Below are 23,759 nucleotides of genomic sequence, written 5' to 3'. Positions count from 1 at the left end.
GCTCAGGCGGTGGGGCCGTTCCGCATCTGCTTGACGAGGTCCAGCACCACGGCCTGGAGGTTGCCGCCGTTTTCCGCCGCGACACGGCGCTGCCGCTGGTACCCGGCACCGCGGCTGATGATCTTTTCGACGTCGGCGAGCTCGTCCGAGCAGCCGAGTTTCGCGGCCACGGGCCCGAGCCGGTTCAGAGTTTCGAGCAGGTGCTCGGTGACCAGCTGCTCCTTGCCCTGGGCGTCCAGGATGATGATCGCATCGAGGCCGTACCGGGCCGCACGCCACTTGTTTTCCTGGAGGTGCCAGGGCGGCATGGTGGGAATGGTGCCGCCGTTGTCCAGGATGGTGGAGAATTCGTCCACCAGGCACTGGGTCAGAGCCGCAATCGCGCCGACTTCCTCCAAAGTGGCCAGGCCGTCGCAGATGCGCATCTCGATGGTGCCCAGGTTGGGTACCGGGCGGATGTCCCAGCGGATCTCCGAGATGGTGTCGATCACACCAGTGGTGAACATGTCCTGGACATAGGATTCGTAGTCCGCCCAGGTGGAGAACTGGAACGGCAGGCCCGCGGTGGGCAGCTGCTGGAACATAAGCGCGCGGTGGGACGCGTAGCCGGTGTCCTCGCCGCCCCAGAAGGGACTCGAGGCGGACAGCGCCTGGAAATGCGGGAAGTAGTTCAGCAGGCCGTCCAGCACCGGCAGGACCTTGTCGCGGCTGTCCAGGCCCACGTGGACGTGCACGCCGTAGATCACCATCTGGCGCCCCCACCACTGGGTGCGGTCGATGAGCTTGGAATACCGTGCCTTGTCCGTGACCGGCTGCAGCTGCGGCGGGCTGAACGGATGGCTGCCGGCGCAGAAAAGCTCAACGCCCATCGGGTCGGTGACTTCCCGGACGGCGGCCAGCGAACTGCTGAGGTCCGCCTTGGCCTGCGCCACTGTCTCGCAGATGCCGGTAACGAGCTCCACCGTGTTCAGCAGGAGTTCCTGCTTGATGTGCGGGTGTTCGTCGTCCTCGTTGAGCTCGGGGTGGTTGGCGGCCACGCCGCGCAGCACCTCATTGGCTACCGAAGCCAGTTCGCCGGTCTGCGCATTGACCAGGGCGAGCTCCCATTCCACACCAAGAGTTGATTGCCTGGATGAAGCGAAATCAATCTTCATGTGGTCCCTTCACTGTTCCGCCGTCCGTTGCAGAAGCAGCCAGAGGGCGGGCAACGGGTGGTTCAAGTCTAGTGCAGGGGTAGCATCGAGATGATGGCTTGGTTTCAAGGACGCAGTGACAGTTTTCACACAAGGACTTTCCGTAAAACAGCGACGACGCTGGCGGTGACGGCGGCAATGCTTGCCACCGCCGCCTGTACCGGCGTTCCTTCCCCGGGCCCCTCCTCCGGAACGCAGTCCGGAACTCCATCGTCAACGGCGCCCGCGTCCGGCAGCGCCTTGCGTTCCGCGCCCGCCGCGTCGGGAAGCCCGGCAACGCCCACGCCGTCAACCCCCGACCCCGGGGAACGCCAGCTGGGCTGGGGACCGCAGCAGAAGGACGAAGAGGCTGCCCGCGCCGCCATCGCAAAAATGAGCGTTGAACAAAAGGCCGGCCAGGTGCTGATGCCCTTCTTCACCGGAACCGACTTTGCCGCCCACGCCGCCACCATGGAACGGCTGCACCTGGGCGGATCAATCGTCATGGGTGACAACGTGCCGCGGTCCGCCGACGGAACCGTTGACACCGCCGCGATGGCCTCCGGGATAGGCCTCCTGCAGAAGGCGGCCAGGGCGGACGGACGCACCTGGCCTGCCGTCATCGGAGTGGACCAGGAAGGCGGTGTTGTGGCCCGGCTGCGGGCACCCTTGACCGAGTGGCCGGCCCCGATGAGCTACGGAGCCGCCGGCAACGCCGGCCTCGCTGCCGACGCCGGCAGGGCGCTCGCCGCGGAACTTGCCGGGCTCGGCTTCACCGCGGACTTCGCGCCGGCCACGGATGTCACGGCCGGCCCGCTGGACCCGACCATCGGAGCCAGGGCCATGTCCGGCAACCCTGATGCTGCGGCGACCCTCGGCGTCGGTTTTGCCCAGGGAATGCTGGCCGCCGGGCTCCTGCCCGCCGCCAAGCATTTCCCCGGGCATGGCTCGGTGGCCGTCGATTCGCACGAGAACCTGCCGGTGCAGAAGGCAACCGTGGCGGAACTCCGGGCGAAGGACTGGAAACCGTTCCAGGCTGCCATCGATGCCGGCCTGCCCATGGTCATGACCGGCCACATCTCCGTGCCCGCCCTGGAGCCGGGCGTGCCGGCGTCATTGTCCAAACCGAGCTACGCTGCCCTCCGGGGCATGGGATTCAAGGGTGTTGCCGTGACGGATGCACTCAACATGGGCGCGGTGCAGAAGCGGTTCCCCGGGGAGTCCGCCGCACCGCTGGCACTTGCTGCCGGGGCGGACCTGCTGCTGATGCCAGGGGACGTGGCAGCAGCGCATGCCGCGGTGGTCAGCGCCGTCAGCACCGGCGCCCTCCCGCCACAGCGCCTCGACGAGGCTGCGCAGCGGGTGGTGACCATGATGATGTGGCGGGCCCGCACCCCTGCACCCCCGCCCGCCGCGCCCGGAAGTGGCTCCGCCCTTTCCCAGCGGGTCTCAGCAGCAGCAGTCACCGTCCTGGCCGGACCGTGCCACGGACCGATGGTGCCCGGCAGTGTGCGGGTGGCCGGCGGCAACGAACAGGACCGCGCACGTTTTGCGCAGGCCGCCCGCGCGGCCGGCATGACGCTCGGCGCCGGACCGCTTGTGACGCTGATCGGCTACGAGGGGCCCCCGGCCCAAGGCGACGTGGTCGTGGCGCTTGATGCGCCGTGGCCGCTGGCCGGCTCGGCTGCCCCCGCCAAGGTGGCCCTCTACGGCCGTAGCCAGGAAGCGTTCAACGCCCTGGTGGCCGTGCTCGCGGGCAAGGCGCCCGCGCCCGGAAAGCTGCCGGCCGCCGTCGGACCTTATGCGCCCGGAACTGGTTGCTGACGCGTCGCTCCGTGGCGTAACAGTGCTGTCCGGGCTTCCGGGGCGTTTAATGGACCCGTGCCAATTCTGAATAAAGACATGACCCTGTGCATCTCGCTATCGGCCAGGCCGAGCAACAACGGGACCCGCTTCCACAACCACCTCTACGACCAGCTGGGCCTGAACTGGATCTACAAGGCTTTCGCGCCCACGGACCTTGGCCAGGCGATTGCCGGCGTCCGGGGCCTGGGTATCCGGGGCTGCGCGGTGTCCATGCCGTACAAGGAGGACGTCATTGCGCTGGTGGACGTGATGGACCCTTCGGCCAAGGCCATCGATTCGGTCAACACCATCGTGAACGACGGCGGCAAGCTCACCGCCTACAACACGGATTACACGGCGATCGAGCAGCTGTTGCAGCGCAACGCCGTTCCCGCGGACTACTCGGTGCTGCTCAAGGGTTCCGGCGGTATGGCGAAAGCGACGGCCGCGGCGCTCCGTGACGCAGGCTTCCGCGACGTCACCATCGTTGCCCGCAACGAGGCGTCAGGTAAGCCGCTCGCGGACCTCTACGGATTCAAGTGGAGGGCCGAACTGCCCGCGGCGGACGCCGGCGGCACGGCGGACATGATCATCAACGTGACGCCCGTTGGTATGGCCGGCGGTCCCGACGCCGACGCACTGTCCTTCCCCCCGGAGGCGGTGGACGCCGCGAAGGTGGTGTTCGACGTCGTGGCGCTGCCGGCCGAGACGCCCCTGATCAAGGCTGCCCGGGCTGCCGGGAAGACGGTCATCACCGGTGCCGAAGTGGCCACCATCCAGGCACTGGAGCAGTTTGTGCTGTACACCGGCGTCCGGCCCACGGACGAGCAGGTCCGCGCGGCCGAAGACTTCATGCGGGCCCAGTAACAGGGAATGCCCGGTAACGGGACAGGCTAAACCTTGGGCTGAACCGGCTCCACGGAAATGGCCACCCGGTCCTCGCCGATCCTGGTGAGGACCAGGGTGGCTGTCTTTTTGCCCTTGGACCCCTTCCCGCCCCCCGCGAGGAGCTGCTTGCGGAGCTCCTCCGGAGTGACCGACGTGCCGCGCTTCTTGATGTCCAGGACGCCGATGTTGTGCTCCTTCACCCAGGCTTTGAGGGCCTTGACGTTGAACGGCATGACCTCCAGGACCTTGTAGGCCCTGGCAAACGGGGTGTCCACCAGCTCCGGCGCGCAGATGTAGGCAATGTGTTCGTCCACGAGGTGGCCGCCCAGCCGTGCCGCGACATCCGCCACAAGCCCGGCGCGGATGACAGCCCCGTCAGGCTCGTACAGGTACCCCTCCACCGGGCCCACGGGGGCCACCGGTCCGCCGTCGAACCCTTCCGCGCTGGTGATTTCGGCAGCGCCCTGCGGGCCGAGCAGCAGGGCGGCGCGCCGGACGCCGGGGCGGCTGACGGCGTTGAACCAGAGCGCGACTTCGGTGACGTCGCCGCCCACCGAGACCCACTGCGCCTCGCAGCCGGCAGGGACTGATTCGTGCGGCATGCCGGGCCCCATCTTCACGCCCACCGCGCGGCCGGACTCGGCGAGGGATTCCACGAAGGACAGCGGCGGCGAGAATTCCTCCGGATCCCAGATCCGGCGCGTGCCCGAGGTGGAGGTGGTGCGGCGGGCGGGATCCAGCCAGACGCCGCCCACGCCGTCCAGCGGGACGGTGGTGGCATCGGAGTGGACCACGCTGGCGTGCGGGAAGGGAATCAGGTTCATGGTGGCGCAGGCGGCGGTGGTCTCGTCCATTTCCACTGCCGTGACCCGGATGTCCATGGAGGCCAGCGCCATGGCATCGGCGCCCAGCCCGCAGCCGAGATCCGCCACGTGCTCGATCCCCGCGGAGGCAAACCGTTCGGCGTGCCGGGCGGCGACATTGAGGCGCGTGGCCTGTTCGAGGCCCGCCTGGGTGAAGATCATCTGCCGGGCGAATTCGCCGAATTTGGCCTCAGCCTTGGTCCGCAGCCTGGACTGGGTGAGGACTGCCGAGACGAGCGCGGGGGAGTGGCCTGCTTTCCGGAGCGACTCATTGAGCCGGAACGCATCGTCCTCCCGGTACGGGCCCAGCGACGCCAGCAGCTCCCAGCCTTCGCTGGTCAGGAGCGGAGCGATCAGGTCCTGCGGTGCGTCAGCCATGTCATCAAGCCTAATCGAGGCGGCGGACACCCGCGGTGCCGCTAGGGTTGGAGGCATGGAAGACAGCGCAGGGCCGCAGCCACCCGTAGAAGACCAACGCAATGACCACCACCAGCCCACGGGCCTTGCCAGGTACGCCCGCCCCGCGCTGATCGCCGGTGCCGCCATCGCCGTCGTCTGCCTGGCGCTCCTGGTGATCATCTTCTTCCTGGACTCCTTCAACGCAACCGTTTACTCGGTGGGCGGCAAGAACATCCAGGACGACACCGACGAGGCGCGGCAAATCCGCGAGTCGTACGCCGCTGTCCGCGCAGGCGGCCTCGTGTTCCTGATCGCCTCGGTTGCGACGGCGCTCGCTGCCGCCGTCGTGCTGTACCGGAACCGCAACGTTACGAACGACGACGACACGGACGATGGCGACGACGTCGACTTTGATGACCTGGCGGGTCGCTAGGCGTTCACCGGTGACGAAATTCTGGCACTCGCCTTGACCGAGTGCTAACGACTACATAGAGTCTTCATTAGCACTCTCCCTAGGAGGGTGCTAACACATGGAGAACTGCCAGCCACGCTGCTGCCGGCACCGCGACGACGGTTTGCACGCACAGGCGCAACGGTTTTCCAGTCCATGAATTTGCTGACGTAGAAGGAGAGGTCCGAGTGTCGGTCTCTATTAAGCCTCTTGAGGATCGTATTGTTGTCCGCCCGCTCGAAGCAGAGCAGACCACGGCTTCCGGCCTGGTAATCCCGGACTCCGCACAGGAGAAGCCGCAGGAAGGCGAAGTTGTCGCAGTAGGCCCCGGCCGCTTTGAAGACGGCAACCGCGTTCCCGTCGACGTTGCCGTTGGCGACGTTGTTATCTACTCCAAGTACGGCGGAACCGAAGTCAAGACCGGCGGCACCGAGTACCTCGTGCTGTCCGCCCGCGACGTCCTGGCGATCGTCGTAAAGTAACTCTTTGACCCCGCGCCGCCGATCCGTCTGATTCATTTCTGACTGGTCAGCGGCGCGGGGTTTCTGTCTCGAAAGGACACAACCATGGCAAAGCAGCTTGCGTTTAACGACGCTGCCCGCCGGTCGCTTGAAGCCGGCATCGATAAGCTCGCCAACACTGTCAAGGTGACGCTTGGCCCGCGCGGCCGCAACGTCGTGCTGGACAAGAAGTGGGGCGCTCCCACCATTACGAACGACGGCGTGACCATCGCCCGCGAAGTCGAACTGGATGACCCGTTCGAGAACCTTGGCGCGCAGCTGGCCAAGGAAGTCGCCACCAAGACCAACGACGTCGCCGGCGACGGCACCACCACCGCCACCGTCCTGGCGCAGGCACTGGTCAAGGAAGGCCTGCGCAACGTTGCAGCCGGCGCAGCTCCGGGGCAGATCAAGCGCGGCATCGAGGTCTCGGTTGAGGCCGTCGCAGCACGCCTGCTCGAGAATGCCCGTCCCGTCGAGGGCACCCAGGTTGCGAACGTTGCAGCCATCTCCGCCCAGAGCGATGAGATCGGCGAGCTCCTGGCCGAGGCTTTCGGCAAGGTCGGCAAAGATGGTGTGATCACCATCGAGGAGTCCTCCACCACGCAGACCGAACTGGTCCTCACCGAGGGCATGCAGTTCGACAAGGGCTACCTGTCCCCGTACTTCGTCACTGACGCGGAACGCCAGGAAGCAGTCCTCGAAGACGCCCTCATTCTGATCAACCAGGGCAAGATCTCCTCGGTGCAGGACTTCCTGCCGCTGCTGGAAAAGGCGCTGCAGAGCTCCAAGCCGCTGTTCATCATTGCCGAGGACGTTGAAGGCGAAGCCCTCTCCACCCTGATCGTCAACCGCATCCGCGGCACCCTGAACGTCGTTGCCGTCAAGGCACCCGGCTTCGGCGACCGCCGCAAGGCCATGCTGCAGGACATCGCGACGCTCACCGGCGCACAGGTTGTTTCCCCGGAACTCGGCCTGAGCCTGGATTCCGTTGGCCTCGAGGTGCTGGGTACGGCCCGCCGCATCACGGTCACCAAGGACAACACCACCATCGTTGACGGCGCCGGATCGGCCGAGGACGTTGCGGCACGCGTTGCCCAGCTGCGGGCTGAACTGACCCGCACCGACTCGGACTGGGACAAGGAAAAGCTCCAGGAGCGCCTGGCCAAGCTGGCCGGCGGCATCGGCGTGATCAAGGTTGGCGCAGCCACCGAGGTTGAGCTGAAGGAAAAGAAGCACCGCATTGAGGACGCCGTGTCTTCCACCCGCGCTGCCCTCGAAGAAGGCATCGTTGCCGGTGGCGGTTCCGCCCTCATCCACGCCCTGAAGGCGCTGGACGAGGACCCGTCGGTCACCGCACTCGAAGGTGACGCAGCAGCAGCTGTGGGCATCGTGCGCCGCGCCCTGGTCCAGCCTGTGCGCTGGATCGCCCAGAACGCCGGCTTTGACGGCTATGTCGTCGCTGCAAAGGTGGCGGAATCCGCCATCCACCATGGCTTCAACGCCAAGACCGGCGAGTACGAAGACCTCATCGCGGCCGGTGTCATTGACCCCGTCAAGGTGACCCGCGCAGCCCTCCGCAACGCCGCCTCCATCGCAGCGCTGGTTCTCACCACCGAGACCCTCGTTGTCGAAAAGCCGGCCGACGAGGACGAGCACGCAGGCCACAAGCACTAGCGTGCAGTCAGCGCTGTACTAGCGCAGCAAAAATAGGCCGGTCCGGCCAGGCGGTTCCCAGGAACCGCCGACGCCGGGCCGGCCTTTTCGCGCCCATTTTGAACCCCTGCACATCCCGCTCTTACACCCCGGTTCGGCGCTTTCTGCCCGAGCTTGTGCACTCGGCACCCCCGGCGTACCGTGGCGCTTAGATGGAGCTTGGAACGGTGCGGGGAGGCATCATGGCAACGTCTGAAGCCGGCCTGGACAGAGGCCGTTCCGCCTTCGAGGAGCATCGCTGGACCGACGCCTTCGAGCACTTCCTCGATGCCGACCAGCACGGCGGGCTCCCCGCGGCAGACCTCGAGCGCCTTGCCACGGTGGAAATCCTGACCGGCAAATCCGACGCCGGAATCGAGACCCTCACCCGCGCGCACGAGGAGTACCTCGTCGTCGGCGACGTGGTGGGCGCGGCCCGCTGCGCCGGGTGGATCGGCATCCATCTGATGAACTCGGGCCAGCCGGCCCGGAGCGCGGGATGGTTCGCCCGAGCCGGACGGCTGGTGGCAGAGCTGAACGAACCCTGCGCAGTGGAGGGCCTGCTGCTGATTCCCACGGCACTGGGCATGCTGTTCGGGGGCAACCCCGAAGGTGCCCGCCGGGGGTTCACGGACGCCCTGGCCATCGGGGAGAAGTTCCAGGACCGGGACCTCATCTCGCTTTCGCTGCTGGGAACGGGCCAGGCCTGCGTGGCGCTCGGTGACATCAGCACCGGCGTCGGGCTCTTTGATGAGGTGATGGTCGCGGTAACCGCCGGAGAGCTCTCGCCTGTCCCCTCCGGGATCATCTACTGCGCCGTCATCGGCACCTGCCACCTGGCCTTCGATCTACGCCGCGCCCTGGAATGGACGGCCGCACTGGACCGGTGGTGCGGCGGACGGCCGGACATGGTCCTGTTCAGCGGCCAATGCCAGGGCCACCGCGCCGACCTGTACCGGCTCCACGGGGCCTGGGATGACGCCGTCAGCGCCGCGAAGGACGCGCAGCGGCTGTCCGCGGCGGGAGATTACCAGGCACTTTACGGCGGCTACTACCAGCAGGGCGAAGTGGAACGGCTGCGGGGTGAGTTCGTGGCGGCCGAGGAATGCTACCGGCAGGCGGCGCGCAGCGGCTATGAGCCCCAGCCGGGACTCGCGCTGCTGAGGCTGGCCCGTGGGGACGTCCCGGCCGCCCAGACCCTCATCCGCAGGTCAGCCGACGCCGCCGACCTGGCCACCCGCCGCCACCTGCTGCCGGCGCTCGTGGAAATAGAACTGGCTGCGGGTGACACGGCCGCTGCGCGCCGGGCCGCCGACGAACTGGCATCCGTGGCGCAGGACTGCGGGATGCCGATGCTGCAGGCTGCCTCCTGCCAGGCCACCGGGGCCGTCCTGCTCGCCGAAGGAGAACCCGCCCTGGCGCAGCCGGTCCTGCGACAGGGGTGGACGCTCTGGCGGGAACTGGGCGTTCCGTTCGAAGCCGCGCGCTGCCGCACCCTTGTGGGCCAGGCCTGCCGCGCATCCGGCGACGACGACTCGGCGGAGATGGACTTCGAGGCGGCACACGCTGAATTCCTTGCCCTCGGTGCTGCCCCCGCCGCTGCCTGGGCAGCCTCGCTCCAGTACACACCGGCGCACGACGCGCGGCCCGGACCCCTGACGCCGCGCGAACTTGAAGTACTCCGGCTCGTGGCCTCCGGGATGGCCAACCGGGCCATCGCCGGGGAGCTCTACCTGAGTGAAAAGACCGTGGCCCGGCATGTCAGCAACATCTTGCTCAAGCTGGGGCTGCAGTCCAGGGTGGCCGCCACCAAGTATGCCTACGACCACGGGCTCACACAGTAAGCCGCGGGCTGCATAGAACTGCCCAGCCCCGCCCGGGGCAAGATACATACTTCTGCCGACGCGGAGCGCAAGGACGCGGACCTAGTGTCGAACTATGAACCTTCCCGTCCTGGCCGGCACATTCTCGACCGTGCTGTTCGCCCTTGGCCTGCTGCCGATGCTTCTCAAGGCAGCACGGACCAGGGACCTGGCGTCCTATAGCCTCAGCAGCCTGGTCCTGAGCAACGTGGCCAACGCTGTCCATTCCGTGTACGTCTTCCACCTCCCGGCGGGCCCGATCTGGCTGCTTCACGCACTCTACGTGCTGGCCTCCGCGCTGATGCTGGTGTGGTGGCTGCGCTACCGGACGGAACGGCGCGGTGCGGAGGCCCTTCGCGGTCCGGAGGCCCTGCGACCGGGAAGCGACCGGGAGGGTTCATCGACTGAATCCATAGCGGTTGAACAGGAGGCACTGCAATGAGCAACAGCAACGACGACGCGGCGGCAGTCGAAGTGCTTGACACCCTGGTCATCGGAGGGGGCCAGTCCGGCCTTGCCATCGGCCACTACCTCAAGCGCCAGGACCGGAAATTCCTCATCCTGGATGCGAATCCGAGAATCGGTGACGCCTGGCGGCAGCGCTGGGACACCCTGAAGCTGTTTACACCGGCGAAGTACGACGGCCTTCCCGGCGTGCCGTTTCCGGGAGACAGGTTGTCCTTTCCCCGCAAGGACGACCTCGCCGACTACCTTGAAAACTACGCTGCCACCTATGACCTTCCGGTGCGTACCGGGATCCGGGTGGAGAGGCTGTGGCGGGAACAGGGGCGGTTCGTCGCGGTGTCCGGCGGCCGCCGGTGGGAGGCCGGCAACGTCGTTGTGGCGACCGGCTGCACGCAGGCGCCCAGGCTGCCGGACTTTGCGTCCGGGCTGGATCCGTCCATCGTCCAGCTGCACTCCAGCGAATACCGGAATCCGGGCCAGCTCCAGCAAGGCCGCGTCCTCGTCGTGGGACTGGGCAACTCGGGAGCGGAAATTGCCCTGGAAGTGAGCAGGACGCACCCCACGGTGGTGGCAGGGAAGCCGAGCGGAGAGCTGCCCGTGCGCCACGGCAGGAACGCCGCACGCTTCGCCCTGCCCGTGGTGCGGTTCCTGGGGATCCACGTGCTCACCGTCGACAACCCGCTGGGGCGTAAGGCCGCACAGCACAAACTGGCGCATGCCGACCCCCTGATCAGGACCAAACGCAAGGACCTTACTGCCGCCGGCGTCGACATTGTGCCCAGGGTGACCGGAGTGCAGGACGGGCGGCCTGTTGTCGCGGGCAGCCCCCTCGACGGTGTGTCCAACGTGATCTGGTGCACGGGCTACCGTGAGTCCTTTGACTGGATCGAACCGCAGGTATTCGACGACGGCGGGCGGCCCCGGCAGCGCCGTGGCGTGGCCACCGACCTGCCCGGCCTGTTCTTCCTCGGCGGGGAATTCATGTACGCCGCCACATCGGCGACCCTCATCGGTGCGTGCCGGGACGCCCGGTACCTGGCGGGAAAGATCCCGGCGGCAGCTTCGTTGGCCGCGCGGTCGTTGGCCTAGTGCCCTGCCTTGGCCCGTGAATGCCTTGGGCCGGAGGCTAGCTCTGGGCGCGCAGCGCCTGGCGCCTCAGCCTCCGGGCCATTCCGTCCGGCAGCCGTTTGGTGATGATGCGGTAGAAAATGAGCACGGCAAGCGCCGATGCCACGATGCCCACAAGGTTGAGCAGCAGCTGCAGGGCGGACCCCGCAGCTTTCTGGTACTCGCCAAGGACGAGCGCCACGGCCACGAACCCTGCGGCGGGAACGGTGGTCACGGAAATGAAGACCCCGATCAGGGCGGCCGAGCGCCGGCTGATGACGGAGAGCATCCCGGCGGCACCGGCCAGCACGGCAACGATCAGCGAATAGGGTCCGGGGTGGTAGATGAACTCGACGGCGGACCCGGTGTCGAGGGTGTTTGCGGGGAAGAGCCCCAGCGGCACGGACAGCCAGGCCGTCAGTGCAGCCAGGAGCATGGCCACGGGAAAGCCGACTCCCAACGCAACGGCGGCACTACGTCCCAGTTTCCATTTGCGCTGGGCGATGGCGACCGCAAGGGCTGCGAGCGGTCCGAATTCCGGTCCAACGGCCATGGCCCCGACGATGGCGATGGTGGAATCCGTGACAATACCGATCGCGGCCAGCTGCGTTGCCAGGACCAGGAATGCCAAATAGCTCCACGTGAGCCGTGAATCCTCCCCCGTCTGGCGCGTCACCTCGTCCCAGATCATGGCGTCGGCGCCGTCTCCCGGCGCTGCGGCTTCAGCCCGGTCGGCGCGCCGGGAGAGCATGAGCTCCGGCATGGAAATGGCAATGGAGCCAAGCTCCTGGACCTTCAGGACATGCAGCTTTTCCAGCAGCTCCTCGACTGCTTCCCGGGCCACGTGGACCACCACCACGTCGCCCGGCGGCTGGATGGACGCGCCCCTGTGCACGGCTACTTCCGCCGCACCGGTCTGCTGGGTGCAGCTTTCAACCACCAGGTCGGAGAGCTCAGCGGGAATGCACATACGCACCTGAACGATCACTTGGCCACTCCTCGCGTTTCCGGGTTCCAGCACCCGCTTCGTCACCAGCCTAGTTTCCCGGCCGCCGTCCGAAGGCGCCCTCCTCTGGAAACTCCCAGCTAGGAGTGCCTTAATGGAAGGCGGGGGTTCTTTTCGCCTGCTTCGGCGATTGGCGATGAAAGTTACGATTCGGTAACATGGATGCTTTGGTTATCCGCTTGAGGGGTTTTCTATGTCTGTGGCGAGAGCCCTAGCCTCGCCGCGCCGCAGTGGCGCCGGAGCTGAACCGAGCCGAAAATCAAAGTTCCGGCCTGAAATTCAAGGCCTGCGATCCTTGGCTGTGCTGATGGTTGTCAGCTATCACGTCTGGTTCGGGCGGGTGTCCGGCGGGGTGGACGTGTTCCTGCTGATCTCGGCTTTCCTGATGACCCTGCAGTTTGTGGGCAGGTACGAGCAGGGGAGGCCGATGGCGCTGTTCAGGCATTGGCTGCACCTGTTCCGGCGCCTCTTGCCGGCGGCGGTCACGGTCATGGTCGCTGTCCTCGCGGCGAGCTTCCTCCTCCTGCCCCGCACGCGCTGGCTGGATATCATCGCCCAGGGCTGGGCCTCCCTCTTCTATGTGGAGAACTGGCTCCTGCAGTCGCAGGCCACCGACTACTACGCAACCGACCACAGCCTGGCCAGCCCGTTCCAGCACTTCTGGTCCCTCTCCATCCAGGGGCAGGTCTTCATCCTCTGGCCGCTGATCTTTGCCGGCGCAGCGCTCGTGGCCAAACGGTACCGGCTGCACTACCGCATCCTGTTGTGCTACATCTTTGCCGCAGTATTCCTGGTGTCGCTGGTCTACTCGATCATCTTCACTGTGACCAACCAGGCCCAGGCCTATTTCGACACCGGGGCGCGGCTGTGGGAATTCGCCCTGGGCACCCTGGTGGCATTGATCCTGCCCGGCCTCCGGATCCCACGGGCCGGACGCATTGCCCTCGGCTGGTTCGGCATCGCGGCCATGCTGAGCTGCGGCATACTGCTCAACGTCCAGGCGGCGTTTCCGGGAGTGGCCGCACTGTGGCCCACGCTGGCTGCCGCGTGCGTCATTGCTGCCGGGCAAACCGGCAGCAGGTTCGGCGTTGACAGGATCCTGAGCACAGGGCCGCTGGTCCGGCTCGGGGACAACTCCTACGCCCTGTACCTGTGGCACTGGCCCATCCTTGTCATCGCCCTGGCCGCAACCGGCCGGGACCACGCCGGGCCGCTGTCCGGGACTGTCATCATCGTCGTGTCGATGGGCCTTGCCTACCTCACCACCCGGTTCATCGAGAAACCATGGCGCGAGTGGAAATGGCCGGAGGTCAAGCGTCGCCGGGCAGTCATCGCAGTCGCCGCCGCTGTAGCCACCGCTGCCGTTCCGCTCGCCGGCTGGCAGTTCCAAATCACCAGCGCCACGGCCGCGGCCGCCAGCCAGGCCTGGGCCAACAACCCGGGTGCACGGGTGCTGGATCCCGAGTACGTGGATGCCGCCGACAAGTCCGCTCCGCTGCTTCCCAGCCTCACCACCGTGGCCGAGGAATGGCCGAAATTCCAAGGCGGCTGCACCACCAACGACGCCGAGCTCATCAACGTGTGCACCAACGGAAAAGACGATGCAGACAAGACCATCATGGTTATCGGCAGCTCCCACGCCCACGTCTGGTCCACGCCGCTGCTTAACCTTGCAGACAAATACGGCTGGAAAGTGGAAGCCATCACCAAGGGCTACTGCCCGGTGACGGAGACCGACGCGCCTGAGCTCTCGGACGGCTGCGTCGACTTCAACAAGGAGACCATGAAGAAGGTCCTGGAGATGAAACCGGACCTTGTGGTCACCACCAGCACCCGGACGGACCCGAACCCGAACAAGACGGAATTCATGGACCCCGCGTGGCTCCCGGAGATCAAGGAAATCAACGACGCCGGGATTCCCGTCGTCGCCCTCCGCGACACCCCCCGCATGCCCGAGGCGGTGCCGGACTGCCTGGAACAGCACCAGGACGACTACGCGGCGTGTGCCTCGAAGACGGCCGAAAGCTATCAGCCGGCGTCCCCCGCCGCGGAAATAGCGGGCCAGGTGCCCGGCACGAAGTTCCTCGACTTCACGCCGTTCTTCTGCCCGGACGACACCTGCCCGGCGGTCATCGGCAACGTCATGGTCTACAAAGACGACAACCACGTCACCAGGACGTACATGGACAGCATCACCCCCTACTTCGAGAAGGAGTTTCTGGCAGCAACCGGCTGGAACAACGGATGACGACGACCCCCACAGAGCACCCGACGACCCCCGCAAAGCAACCGACGAATACTACGAAAGGCACGGACAAGGCAGCCGGGAAGGCGTACCGCCCCGAGGTCCAGGGGCTCCGGGCACTCGCCGTCCTGATGGTGGTCACGTACCACGTCTGGCTGGGCCGGGTGTCCGGCGGCGTGGACATCTTCCTGCTGATCTCCGCGTTCCTGCTGACCCTCTCGTTCGTGCGCAAGGTGGAAAGTGGCAGTCCGCTCAAACTGGTCAGCCACTGGCTGCACCTGTTCAAACGGCTGCTGCCGGCCGCCGTCGTCGTTATCCTCGGTGTCCTGGCGGGCACCTGGGCCATCCTTCCCCAAAGCCGCTGGCCGGACGTCCTGGAGCAGGCGTGGGCCTCCCTGCTGTACCGGCAGAACTGGTTGCTCGCGGATTCGGCGGTCGACTACTACGCCCAGGACCACTCGGGGGCGAGTCCGCTGCAGCATTTCTGGTCGCTGTCCATCCAGGGGCAGGTCTTTGTCCTGTGGCCACTGGTGTTTGCCGGAGCGGCCGCGCTGCACCGGATCCTGCGGCGCCCGGCCGTCAGCTACCGCCTGCTGCTGGCCGTTGCCTTCGGCGTGATCTTCGCGGCGTCGCTGGCCTACTCCATTGAACAGACCGGCACGAACCAGGCCTACGCCTACTTCGACACCCGCACCCGGCTCTGGGAGTTCGCGCTGGGATCCCTGCTCGCACTGGCTTTGCCTTACCTGAAGCCGGGAAAGCTGCTTCGCGTCATCCTGGGGTGGGCCGGCGTGGCCGCCATGGTGTCCTGCGGCCTGCTGCTGACAGTGGACCGGTCCTTCCCCGGCTTTGTGGCGCTGTGGCCCACGCTGGCGGCTGCGGCGATCATCGTGGCCGGCCAGAGCGGCAGCCGCTTTGGTGCGGACCGGCTCCTGAGCTGGAAACCCCTCGTGAAGCTGGGCGACAACTCCTACGCGCTGTACCTCTGGCACTGGCCGCTGCTGGTCCTCGCACTCGCCGGCACCGGTGTTGTCTCGCCCAACCTCGTCCAAGGGCTGGCCATCGTGGCGGCCTCCGTGGTGTTGGCCGTCCTCACAACCCGGTTCGTGGAAAAGCCCCTGCGGGAATGGCACTGGCCCCAGCGGCGGGTCTGGCGGAACGCCGTCGTTATCGTGGCGTGCGGAGCGCTGCTGGCCGGGCCGGTGTCCCTGTGGCAGACCAAACTGACTGCAGAGGAAGCGGCAGCCGCCGCGCAGCCCAGGGAACTGACTCCCGGCGCGGCCGCCCTGACCCCCGAAAACGTCGGAAAACCGACGCCGGAAGCGAAAATCATTCCAGCGCCGGCTGCCATGAAGAATGAGTGGGCGGATATTGACGGTCTCTGCACTGACGGAAATGTGCCGGACGATCCGCTGCTCTCCGGCTGCCTGCAGAACAGCAAGCCGGAGGTTGTCACCAAGCGGATCGTGGTGCTTGGCGATTCGCACGCGCAGCAGTACATGGCGGCGCTGGGCCCGATCGCCAAGGAACACGGCTGGGAGGTGGTCACGCTGCTCAAGGGCAACTGCCGCTTCGGTGCTGAGTCCACAGAGCGTGACGCCGAGTGCAACGCCTTCAACAAAGCAAGCGCAGAATATGTGCTGGAGCATCAGCCCGATGCGGTGTTCACGGTCGCGTCGCTGACCCTCAAGGATGCGCCGTTTGAGACGGAAGTTCCCGGCTACCTTGAAGGCATCAAACCGTTCACCGACGCCGGAATGGACGTGGTGGGAGTCCGCGACAACCCGCGGTTCGGGTTCAACATGCCGGAATGCGTACAAAAGAAGGGCGCAGACGCAGCTGACTGCAACCCGCCCCTGGGTGAATCGCTCGCGGATTCGTCGCCCCTGGACGCTTACCGCGGCAAGGTGGACGGGCTCCATTTGATGGACCTGAGCGACTTCATCTGCGCGGACGGAATCTGCCCGGCCGTGGTGGGCAATGTATACGTCTACAAGGATGACAACCACCTGACCAAGACCTACGTGCAGAGCATGATTCCCATGTTCGAGCAGCGGTTGCTGGCCGCCACCGGCTGGACCTGAGGCCAGATGCCGGGCCCGGCCCGGAGGAGGGCGTGCGGTTCCTCACATTGCCGCAGCGGAATATGGGGATCGCCGCCGAGGTTCTAGAATTTATTCAACACTTCCGCACCAAGGCATCACCATCTGCACAGGCCAGTCCCGTAATGACGGGCTGGTCATCAGCTGCAACCCCTACCCGTGAACCCCGGAATTAAGGTAAGAGGCGCACTTATGACCCAGCCCGAACACAACCCGTTCGGCTTTATCGGCCTGACCTACGATGACGTGCTGCTCCTGCCCGGGCACACCGACGTCATCCCGTCGGAGGCAGATACGTCCTCGCGCATTTCCAAGCGCATCTCCGTCCACACCCCGCTGTTGTCCGCTGCCATGGACACCGTCACCGAATCGCGGATGGCCATCGCCATGGCCCGCCAGGGCGGGCTCGGCGTGATCCACCGCAACCTGTCCATCCAGGACCAGGCCGACCAGGTTGACCGTGTGAAGCGCAGCGAATCCGGGATGATCACCAACCCGCTGACCATCGGGCCGGAAGCGACGCTGGCCGAACTGGACGAGATCTGCTCGCAGTACCGCGTCTCCGGCCTGCCGGTTGTGGACGAGGGCATGCGGCTGCTGGGCATTGTCACCAACCGCGACACCCGCTTCGTTCCGGAAGCGGATTTCCCCATCCGCCTGGTCAGCGACGTCATGACCAAGATGCCCCTGGTCACGGGCCACGTCGGCATCAGCCGCGAGGAAGCCTCGCACAAGCTGGCCACCAACAAGATCGAAAAGCTTCCGCTGGTTGATGACCAGGGCCGGCTCAAGGGCCTCATCACCACCAAGGACTTCACCAAGGCGGAGCAGTACCCGCTGGCCACCAAGGACGACGAAGGCCGCCTGCGCGTTGGCGCCGCAATCGGCTTCTTCGGTGACGGCTGGGAACGCGCCATGGCCCTGATCGACGCCGGCGTGGACGCGCTGTTCGTGGACACGGCCAACGGACACTCCCAGGGCGTGCTGGACATGATCCGCCGCCTGAAGTCCGATCCTGTCGCCGCCCACGTGGACATCATCGGCGGCCAGGCAGCCACCCGGGAAGGCGCCCAAGCGCTGATCGACGCCGGCGCCGACGGCATCAAGGTGGGCGTGGGTCCGGGATCAATCTGCACCACCCGTGTTGTGGCCGGTGTGGGCGTTCCGCAGATCACCGCCATCTACGAGTCCGCGAAGGCGGCCATCCCGGCCGGCGTTCCGCTGATTGCCGACGGCGGCCTCCAGTATTCGGGCGACATCGGCAAGGCGCTGGTTGCCGGCGCCGACACCGTGATGCTCGGCTCCCTGCTGGCCGGTTGCGACGAATCGCCGGGCGAGCTCATCTTCGTGAACGGCAAGCAGTTCAAGAGCTACCGCGGCATGGGCTCCCTCGGGGCCATGCAGACCCGCGGCAAGAACACGTCCTACTCCAAGGACCGTTACTTCCAGGCCGACGTCTCCGGCGACGACAAGCTGATCCCGGAAGGCATCGAAGGCCGCGTGGCCTACCGCGGCCCGCTGGCATCCGTTGCCTACCAGCTGGTGGGCGGCCTCCGCCAGACCATGTTCTACACCGGTGCGCCGACGGTTGCCGAGCTGAAGGCCCGGGGCAAGTTCGTCCGCATCACCCCGGCCGGCCTCAAGGAATCGCACCCGCACGACATCCAGATGACGGTGGAAGCGCCCAACTACGGTTCGCGCTAGCCCCCAGCGCCGCCCTGACCTGGCTTCGCTGCGGCCAGGGAACCCGGGCGCCGTGGGCCACCCTCTTCAAGCAGGCCGCGGGGAACTGACCCCGCGGCCTGTTTGTGTCTGTGCGCGGGATTAGGCTGGAGCCATGTCCGAACCACGCCACCCCGCCGAACTAAACCCGAAAAGGGAACCCCAGCGGCGGCTGGCCCTCAGGCCCTATGCGCGGGCCGTGGCGCAGGTGCTGCGAGTCAGCTTCCGGGCCTCTCCTGCCGCCGTCGTGATGAAGGTCGTGGGCTCGCTCATCTCGGCCCTCCTGCCCCTCGTCACCACCTACTTTGCGGCGCTGACCACCACCGCCCTGGCGGCCGCGTACGCCGGCGATGCCGCCGCCGGCCAGCAGGCGATTGTCTATGTCATCATCACGGCCGCGCTGGGGCTGTTCTGGGGCGCCTTCAGCAGCGTTGACCGGTACATCCAGCAGCTCATGAGCTTCCGGGTGGGGGCCATTGTGGGAGACCTCATGTATGAGCGGTTCCTGGCACTCGAGTTCTGGCGGTACGACGACAAGGAAACGGTGGACCTGTACGACCGCGCCAAGCGGTTTTCCGATTCCTATGCCCGGGTCCTTGACCGGATCGCGGCGATCTTCACGCAGCTTGTCTCGGTGATCCTTGCGGTCGGTGCACTGCTGCTGGTCAGCTGGTGGATCGCCGTGATCGTCCTGGTGGCCATCGTCCCGAGCGTCTACCTGCAGTTCAAACTCTCCCGCGAACAGATTGCCCACTGGAACACGCAGGTGGACTCCCGCCGCCAGCGCCGGATGATCGAAACGAACCTGCTTCGGCCGCAGCACATTGCCGAGATGCGCCTGTACGGAATCGTCGGGTACCTCATGGGGCTTCGCTCCCTGCTCCGGGACGCCGATGAGAAACGGCGGCTGGACTTCCAGAAGCGCTATATCCCCAAGCAGCTGGCGGCGGACGCCCTGCAGTACGGCGCCGAGGTCGTTTCGCTGATCTGGGTGGTGGGCCAGATCATCGCCCGCGCCCAGCCGGTGGGGCAGTTCCTTTACGTCCAGCAGATCGTCAGCAGGGCGCTCTCCACGGCCAACAACCTCGTTTCCTCGTTGAGCTCCATCGACGAGGACCTGGCGAACCTCAAAGACTACGAACTGTTCATGGCGATGCCGGTGCACACGGACCACGCCCCGCCGCTGCTGCAGGCTCCGAAAACCGTGGAGCTGCGGGACATCCGCTTCACCTACACAGGCAGCGACATCGAGGTGATCCGCGGCATCAGCATGACCATCCGCGAGGGCCAGCACATCGCCATCGTGGGGGAGAACGGTGCCGGGAAGTCAACGCTGATCCGGATTCTGGCGGGACTGTACCACCCCGATTCCGGCCAGGTACTGCTCGACGGCGTCGACCTCGCCGCCGTCGACGTCAAGTCCTGGCACCGGCACCTGGCGGTCCTCAGCCAGGAGTTCCTCAAGTACGAGTTCGCCACGGCGGCAGAGAACATTCTCTTTGGCGACATAGATTCGCCGCGGGACGAAGACCGGATCCGGCGGGCCGCGTCCGACGCCGAGGCCCTCGAGTTCATCAACAAACTGCCGAACGGCTTGGACAACCACGTCAGCAACTGGATGGAGGATCCGCGGGGCCGGAAGGGAAGCGGTTTGAGCGGCGGCCAGTGGCAGCGGCTGGCGATGGCCCGGAACTTCTACCGGAACGCATCCTTCATGGTGATGGACGAGCCGACGTCGGCGATTGACGCCCTTGCGGAGCACCGGATCTTTACCCGGCTTTTCGCCGACCGCAGCAGCACCATCATCGCCATCAGCCACCGGCTAGCCACCATCGAGAAAGCTGACATCGTCTACATGCTTGAAGACGGCCGGATCGTGGAACAAGGCACGCACCGCGAGCTTGTGGCGCTCCGTGGCCGGTACTTCCGGATGTTCGAATCCCAGCTCACCGTGGACGAAGCCGAGGGCATCTGACGCGTGCAGGACCGGCCGCGCCGCCGGGGACCCACGCCCGCACAGGGAACCGCCGTCCGCGCAGCATTGCGCGGACGGCGGTTCCGGACTTGGCTATGCCAGAAGCTGATATGGCGGATGCTAGGAAGTGGTCACGGCAGTGTCATCGAGGAAGAAGTACGTCGACAGCGATGAATCCTCGACGCCCAGGAAGCGCAGGGTCACGCTCTTCCCCTTGTAGGCGGAAAGGTCCAGCTGCTTCTGGACGTAGCCGGTGGACTCGTTGAGGTTGGAGTACGTGGCCAGCGTGGTGGTGGTGCCGCCGCTGATCACCTGGACTTTCAGGGTGTCATAGGCCGAGCTTGCGGTGGTCTCGTCCGACTGCACTTTGAGGTAGAAGGACAACGACGCGGCTGACACGGTGGAGGGGACTGCCAATGCCTGGTCCAGCTTGTAGGAGGTGGCCTGGCCCCAGCCGTTGAGTCCCGCGAAACCGGAACCCGTCCGAGCGTTCGTGCCGGTCTCAAAGGTATCGGCGTGGTCAGAGGTCCAGGAAGCTGCGCCCTCTTCGAAACCCGGGTTCAGCAGGAGGTTGCCCGACGGCGGGGGAGTGGTGCCGCCCAGCAGGCCCATGGTCTTGGTCGCGTCCGAGAGTCCCGCGCCGCAGCCGGTGGTGCAGCCGCCCGGCATGGCCCGGGTTCCCTGCTTGAGGGTGGATTCAACCTGGGCCGGGGTGAGCGAGGACGTCTTGGATTTCATCAGCGCGGCGAGTCCGGCCACGTGCGGAGCGGCCATGGACGTGCCCTGGTAGTTGGCGTAGCCGGCCGCGGACGGTGTGGTGGTGCCGGTGTTGATGGTAGAGAGGATTCCGCCGCCGGTTACCCTGACATCGCCGCCCGGCGCGGTCAGGTCAACCGAGGCGCCGAAGTTGGAGTAGTAGGAGAGGGTGCCGCTCGGATTGCTTGCGGCCACGCTCACCACGCTGTTGCAGTTGGCGGGACGGAAGCCGGAAGCATCCTGGTTGCTGTTGCCGGCTGCCACCACCACCGTGGCCCCGCGCGAGACGGCCGAATCGATGGCCGCCTGGTAGGTGCTGCCGCAGGCGCCGGAACCGCCCAGGCTCATGTTGATCACCTTGGCCGGGTTGGCGTTGGCCGGGATGCCCGAGACGGTGCCGCCGGCTGACCAGATAATTGCATCGGCAATGTCCGAGAGCGAACCGCCGCACTTTGCCAGGACACGGACCGGCACCACTTTTGCGTTGGGCGCGACGCCGGCCACTCCGGTGGCGTTTCCCGTCACAGCGGAAATGGTCCCGGCGACGTGTGTTCCGTGCCAGGAACTGTTGCCGGCCGTCGTCTGGCCGCATTCGCCGGCTGCGTACCAGTCGCCCTGGTCCTGGGCACTGGCGTCCCGTCCGTTCCCGTCCCGTGCCGCGGTGGCGTCCGAGACAAAGTCATAACCGGGGAGCACATTCGCATCCAGGTCCGGGTGGGCGGTGATGCCGGTGTCGATCACGGCCACCGTCACGCCGGTTCCGGTTGCAACGTCCCACGCACCGGGGATCCGCATCCCGTTCGTGGCCGTGAAGTCCCACTGTTCGCCGTAGCGCGGATCATTGGGCGTGAGCGCCACGGTCATCCGGGCGTCAGGCTCGACGGATTCGACTGCACCCGACGCCGCAATTTCGGCCATGAAGTCCTCGGCAGCCTGCCCGGACAGTGCCTTGTCCGCCTCGATCAGCGTTCCGCCGGTAGCCAGGGTGCGCACTTCCTTCACGGTCACGCCCTGTGACTTGGCCGCCTTGCCCCAGGCATTGGCGCGGCCGTTCGGGGTGGCATTCGCCGCACTCTCCTTGTAGTCCACGATGAACTTCGTATAGGCCTCGCCGGCGGCCACGCCCGGCACCGGAGAACTCTGGACCGCGGCTGGCGCGGATCCTTCCCCGGCTTCAGTCGTGGCGAACACCGGTGAGCTGGCGAAGGCCAGGGTACCGACTGCTGCGGCGAGCGACAGGGCCAGGACGCGGTGGCGCCTGATGGATGCACTAGCTGATCTTCCCAAGGGATCTTCTTTCTCGGATCGGGCACAGGGTGGCCCGGATGATGGAGTGATGGATGGTCACGTAGTGGATCAGGTGGTAACCGAGAGTAAACGTAAGGGTATTTTCTAGACTTGTAAACAGTTGACAAAAGTGGTCAATAAAGTGTGGACTATCAGTTTCCGGACCGTCTTGCGGGAGCCGCCCCGCCGTATCCCGCGTGGTCAAGTAAAGTGGTCACGTGACTTATGAGATTGAGATTGGCCGTGGCAAGCGTGGGCGTCGTGCCTACTCCCTGGATGACATCGCGATCGTCCCCAACCGTCGGACGCGTGATCCCAAGGACGTCTCCGTCGCGTGGCAGATAGATGCCTACAAGTTCGACATGCCCGTCATTGCGGCCCCCATGGATTCAGCCATGTCGCCCGAGACCGCCATTGCGCTGGGCCGCCTCGGCGGACTCGGCGTGCTGGACCTGGAAGGGCTGTGGACCCGGTACGAGGACCCCCAGTCCGTCCTCGACCAGATCGCGGCCCTGGAGGATGAGACCAACAGCCCCGCCGTCACCCGACGGATGCAGGAGCTGTACCAGGCGCCCATCCAGCCCGAACTGATTACCTCCCGCCTGGCCGAAATCCGTGCAGCCGGGGTGACCGTTGCCGGATCGCTGACGCCGCAGCGCACGCAGGAACACTACAAAACCGTCGTCGCAGCCGGCGTGGACATTTTCGTCATCCGGGGAACCACCGTCTCGGCAGAGCACGTCTCGAAGGACCACGAGCCGCTGAACCTCAAGCAGTTCATCTATGAGCTCGACGTCCCCGTGATCGTGGGCGGCGCCGCCGGCTACACGCCCGCGCTGCACCTCATGCGCACCGGCGCGGCCGGTGTTCTGGTGGGCTTCGGCGGCGGTGCCACCACCACCACCCGCCGGGCGCTGGGCATCCATTCGCCGATGGCCTCCGCCATCTCCGACGTCGCCGCCGCGCGCCGTGACTACATGGACGAGTCCGGCGGCCGCTACGTTCACGTTATTGCCGACGGCGGCATGGGATCCTCCGGTGACATCGTCAAGGCCATCGCCATGGGCGCTGACGCCGTCATGCTCGGCAGCGCGCTTGCCCGCGCCGAGGAAGCACCGGGCAAGGGCTGGCACTGGGGCCAGGAGGCACACCACCTCGAACTCCCGCGCGGCGACAGGGTCAATGTCGGCACCGTCGGTCCGCTCGAGGAGGTCCTCTTCGGGCCCGGCCACCACACCAACGGCACGTCCAACCTGATCGGTGCCCTGCGCCGGTCGATGGCCACCACCGGCTATTCGGACCTGAAGGAATTCCAGCGGGTCGACGTCGTCGTATCCCCCTACTCGGGAAACTGACGCACACTCCTGCTGAAGGCACCGTGGGTGCCGGTCCCGGGCCCGGAACCGGCACCCATAGTGC

17 protein-coding genes are annotated in these 23,759 nt (G+C 66.3%); 13 read left to right on the top strand and 4 right to left on the bottom strand.

The genetic code is table 11. The features are described from left to right. Positions 1–2: 2 nt before the first annotated feature. Entirely contained in the window at positions 3–1,154 is a 1,152-nt protein-coding gene (locus tag BS38_RS0103265) for a glutamate--cysteine ligase (RefSeq protein WP_028269515.1), read from the bottom strand. Positions 1,155–1,331: 177 nt separating this feature from the next. Between BS38_RS0103265 and BS38_RS0103255 the strand changes: the two genes are divergently transcribed. Both BS38_RS0103255 and BS38_RS0103250 read left to right on the top strand, forming a co-directional pair. Continuing rightward, entirely contained in the window at positions 1,332–2,996 is a 1,665-nt protein-coding gene (locus BS38_RS0103255) for a glycoside hydrolase family 3 N-terminal domain-containing protein (protein WP_081818803.1), read from the top strand. Between the two features lie 57 nt (positions 2,997–3,053). Then, a complete protein-coding gene (locus BS38_RS0103250) occupies positions 3,054–3,884 on the top strand; it encodes a shikimate 5-dehydrogenase (protein ID WP_269319485.1) in 831 nt (276 codons plus the stop codon). Positions 3,885–3,910: 26 nt separating this feature from the next. Here BS38_RS0103250 and BS38_RS0103245 read toward each other — a convergent pair whose 3' ends face one another. Further along, a complete protein-coding gene (locus tag BS38_RS0103245; RefSeq protein ID WP_028269511.1) occupies positions 3,911–5,146 on the bottom strand; it encodes a class I SAM-dependent methyltransferase in 1,236 nt (411 codons plus the stop codon). Positions 5,147–5,201: 55 nt separating this feature from the next. Between BS38_RS0103245 and BS38_RS0103240 the strand changes: the two genes are divergently transcribed. From BS38_RS0103240 to BS38_RS0103215, 6 genes are all read left to right on the top strand, one after another. Beyond that, positions 5,202–5,600, top strand: a complete 399-nt coding sequence (locus BS38_RS0103240; RefSeq protein WP_028269510.1) for a hypothetical protein — start codon at positions 5,202–5,204, stop codon at positions 5,598–5,600. Positions 5,601–5,806: 206 nt separating this feature from the next. Further along, complete coding sequence (gene groES, locus BS38_RS0103235) at positions 5,807–6,100, top strand: co-chaperone GroES (protein WP_003805290.1); 294 nt, start codon at positions 5,807–5,809, stop codon at positions 6,098–6,100. An 84-nt stretch (positions 6,101–6,184) separates the two neighbouring features. Next, positions 6,185–7,795 (top strand): chaperonin GroEL, encoded by a 1,611-nt coding sequence (gene groL, locus BS38_RS0103230; RefSeq protein ID WP_028269509.1) that lies wholly within the window; start codon positions 6,185–6,187, stop codon positions 7,793–7,795. Between the two features lie 221 nt (positions 7,796–8,016). Then, positions 8,017–9,657: a response regulator transcription factor gene (locus tag BS38_RS0103225; RefSeq protein WP_028269508.1), complete on the top strand. Its 1,641-nt coding sequence runs from the start codon at positions 8,017–8,019 to the stop codon at positions 9,655–9,657. A 94-nt stretch (positions 9,658–9,751) separates the two neighbouring features. After that, a complete protein-coding gene (locus tag BS38_RS0103220; RefSeq protein WP_028269507.1) occupies positions 9,752–10,117 on the top strand; it encodes a hypothetical protein in 366 nt (121 codons plus the stop codon). Beyond that, positions 10,114–11,229, top strand: a complete 1,116-nt coding sequence (locus BS38_RS0103215) for a flavin-containing monooxygenase (RefSeq protein ID WP_028269506.1) — start codon at positions 10,114–10,116, stop codon at positions 11,227–11,229. Before BS38_RS0103220 ends, BS38_RS0103215 begins: the two co-directional genes overlap by 4 nt. A gap of 37 nt (positions 11,230–11,266) precedes the next feature. Here BS38_RS0103215 and BS38_RS0103210 read toward each other — a convergent pair whose 3' ends face one another. Beyond that, a complete protein-coding gene (locus BS38_RS0103210) occupies positions 11,267–12,235 on the bottom strand; it encodes a DUF389 domain-containing protein (protein WP_028269505.1) in 969 nt (322 codons plus the stop codon). 211 nt (positions 12,236–12,446) lie between these two features. Between BS38_RS0103210 and BS38_RS0103205 the strand changes: the two genes are divergently transcribed. The 4 genes from BS38_RS0103205 (at position 12,447) to BS38_RS0103190 (ending at position 20,297) form a co-directional block, all read left to right on the top strand. Continuing rightward, positions 12,447–14,501 (top strand): acyltransferase family protein, encoded by a 2,055-nt coding sequence (locus BS38_RS0103205; RefSeq protein ID WP_028269504.1) that lies wholly within the window; start codon positions 12,447–12,449, stop codon positions 14,499–14,501. After that, entirely contained in the window at positions 14,498–16,582 is a 2,085-nt protein-coding gene (locus BS38_RS0103200) for an acyltransferase family protein (RefSeq protein WP_081818798.1), read from the top strand. Before BS38_RS0103205 ends, BS38_RS0103200 begins: the two co-directional genes overlap by 4 nt. A 210-nt stretch (positions 16,583–16,792) precedes the next feature. Next, on the top strand, positions 16,793–18,304 hold the full coding sequence (gene guaB / locus BS38_RS0103195) for an IMP dehydrogenase (RefSeq protein ID WP_028269502.1): 1,512 nt from the start codon (positions 16,793–16,795) through the stop codon (positions 18,302–18,304). A 133-nt stretch (positions 18,305–18,437) separates the two neighbouring features. Next, the gene (locus BS38_RS0103190; protein WP_028269501.1) at positions 18,438–20,297 is read left to right on the top strand and encodes an ABC transporter ATP-binding protein; all 1,860 of its coding nucleotides are present in this window, start codon (positions 18,438–18,440) and stop codon (positions 20,295–20,297) included. A gap of 120 nt (positions 20,298–20,417) precedes the next feature. On the opposite strand, the gene BS38_RS0103185 is transcribed toward BS38_RS0103190, so the two are convergent. Next, positions 20,418–22,340 carry a S8 family peptidase gene (locus BS38_RS0103185; RefSeq protein ID WP_043437549.1) on the bottom strand — a complete coding sequence of 641 codons (1,923 nt, stop codon included), beginning with the start codon at positions 22,338–22,340 and terminating at the stop codon, positions 20,418–20,420. A gap of 218 nt (positions 22,341–22,558) precedes the next feature. On the opposite strand from BS38_RS0103185, the gene BS38_RS0103180 reads away from it, so the two are divergent. Continuing rightward, positions 22,559–23,695 (top strand): GuaB3 family IMP dehydrogenase-related protein, encoded by a 1,137-nt coding sequence (locus BS38_RS0103180; protein WP_028269499.1) that lies wholly within the window; start codon positions 22,559–22,561, stop codon positions 23,693–23,695. The last annotated feature ends 64 nt before the right edge of the window (positions 23,696–23,759 follow it).

This window comes from Arthrobacter sp. UNC362MFTsu5.1 (assembly GCF_000685965.1).
Classification (GTDB): domain Bacteria; phylum Actinomycetota; class Actinomycetes; order Actinomycetales; family Micrococcaceae; genus Arthrobacter.
This window is presented reverse-complemented; position numbering and strand designations above follow the sequence as displayed.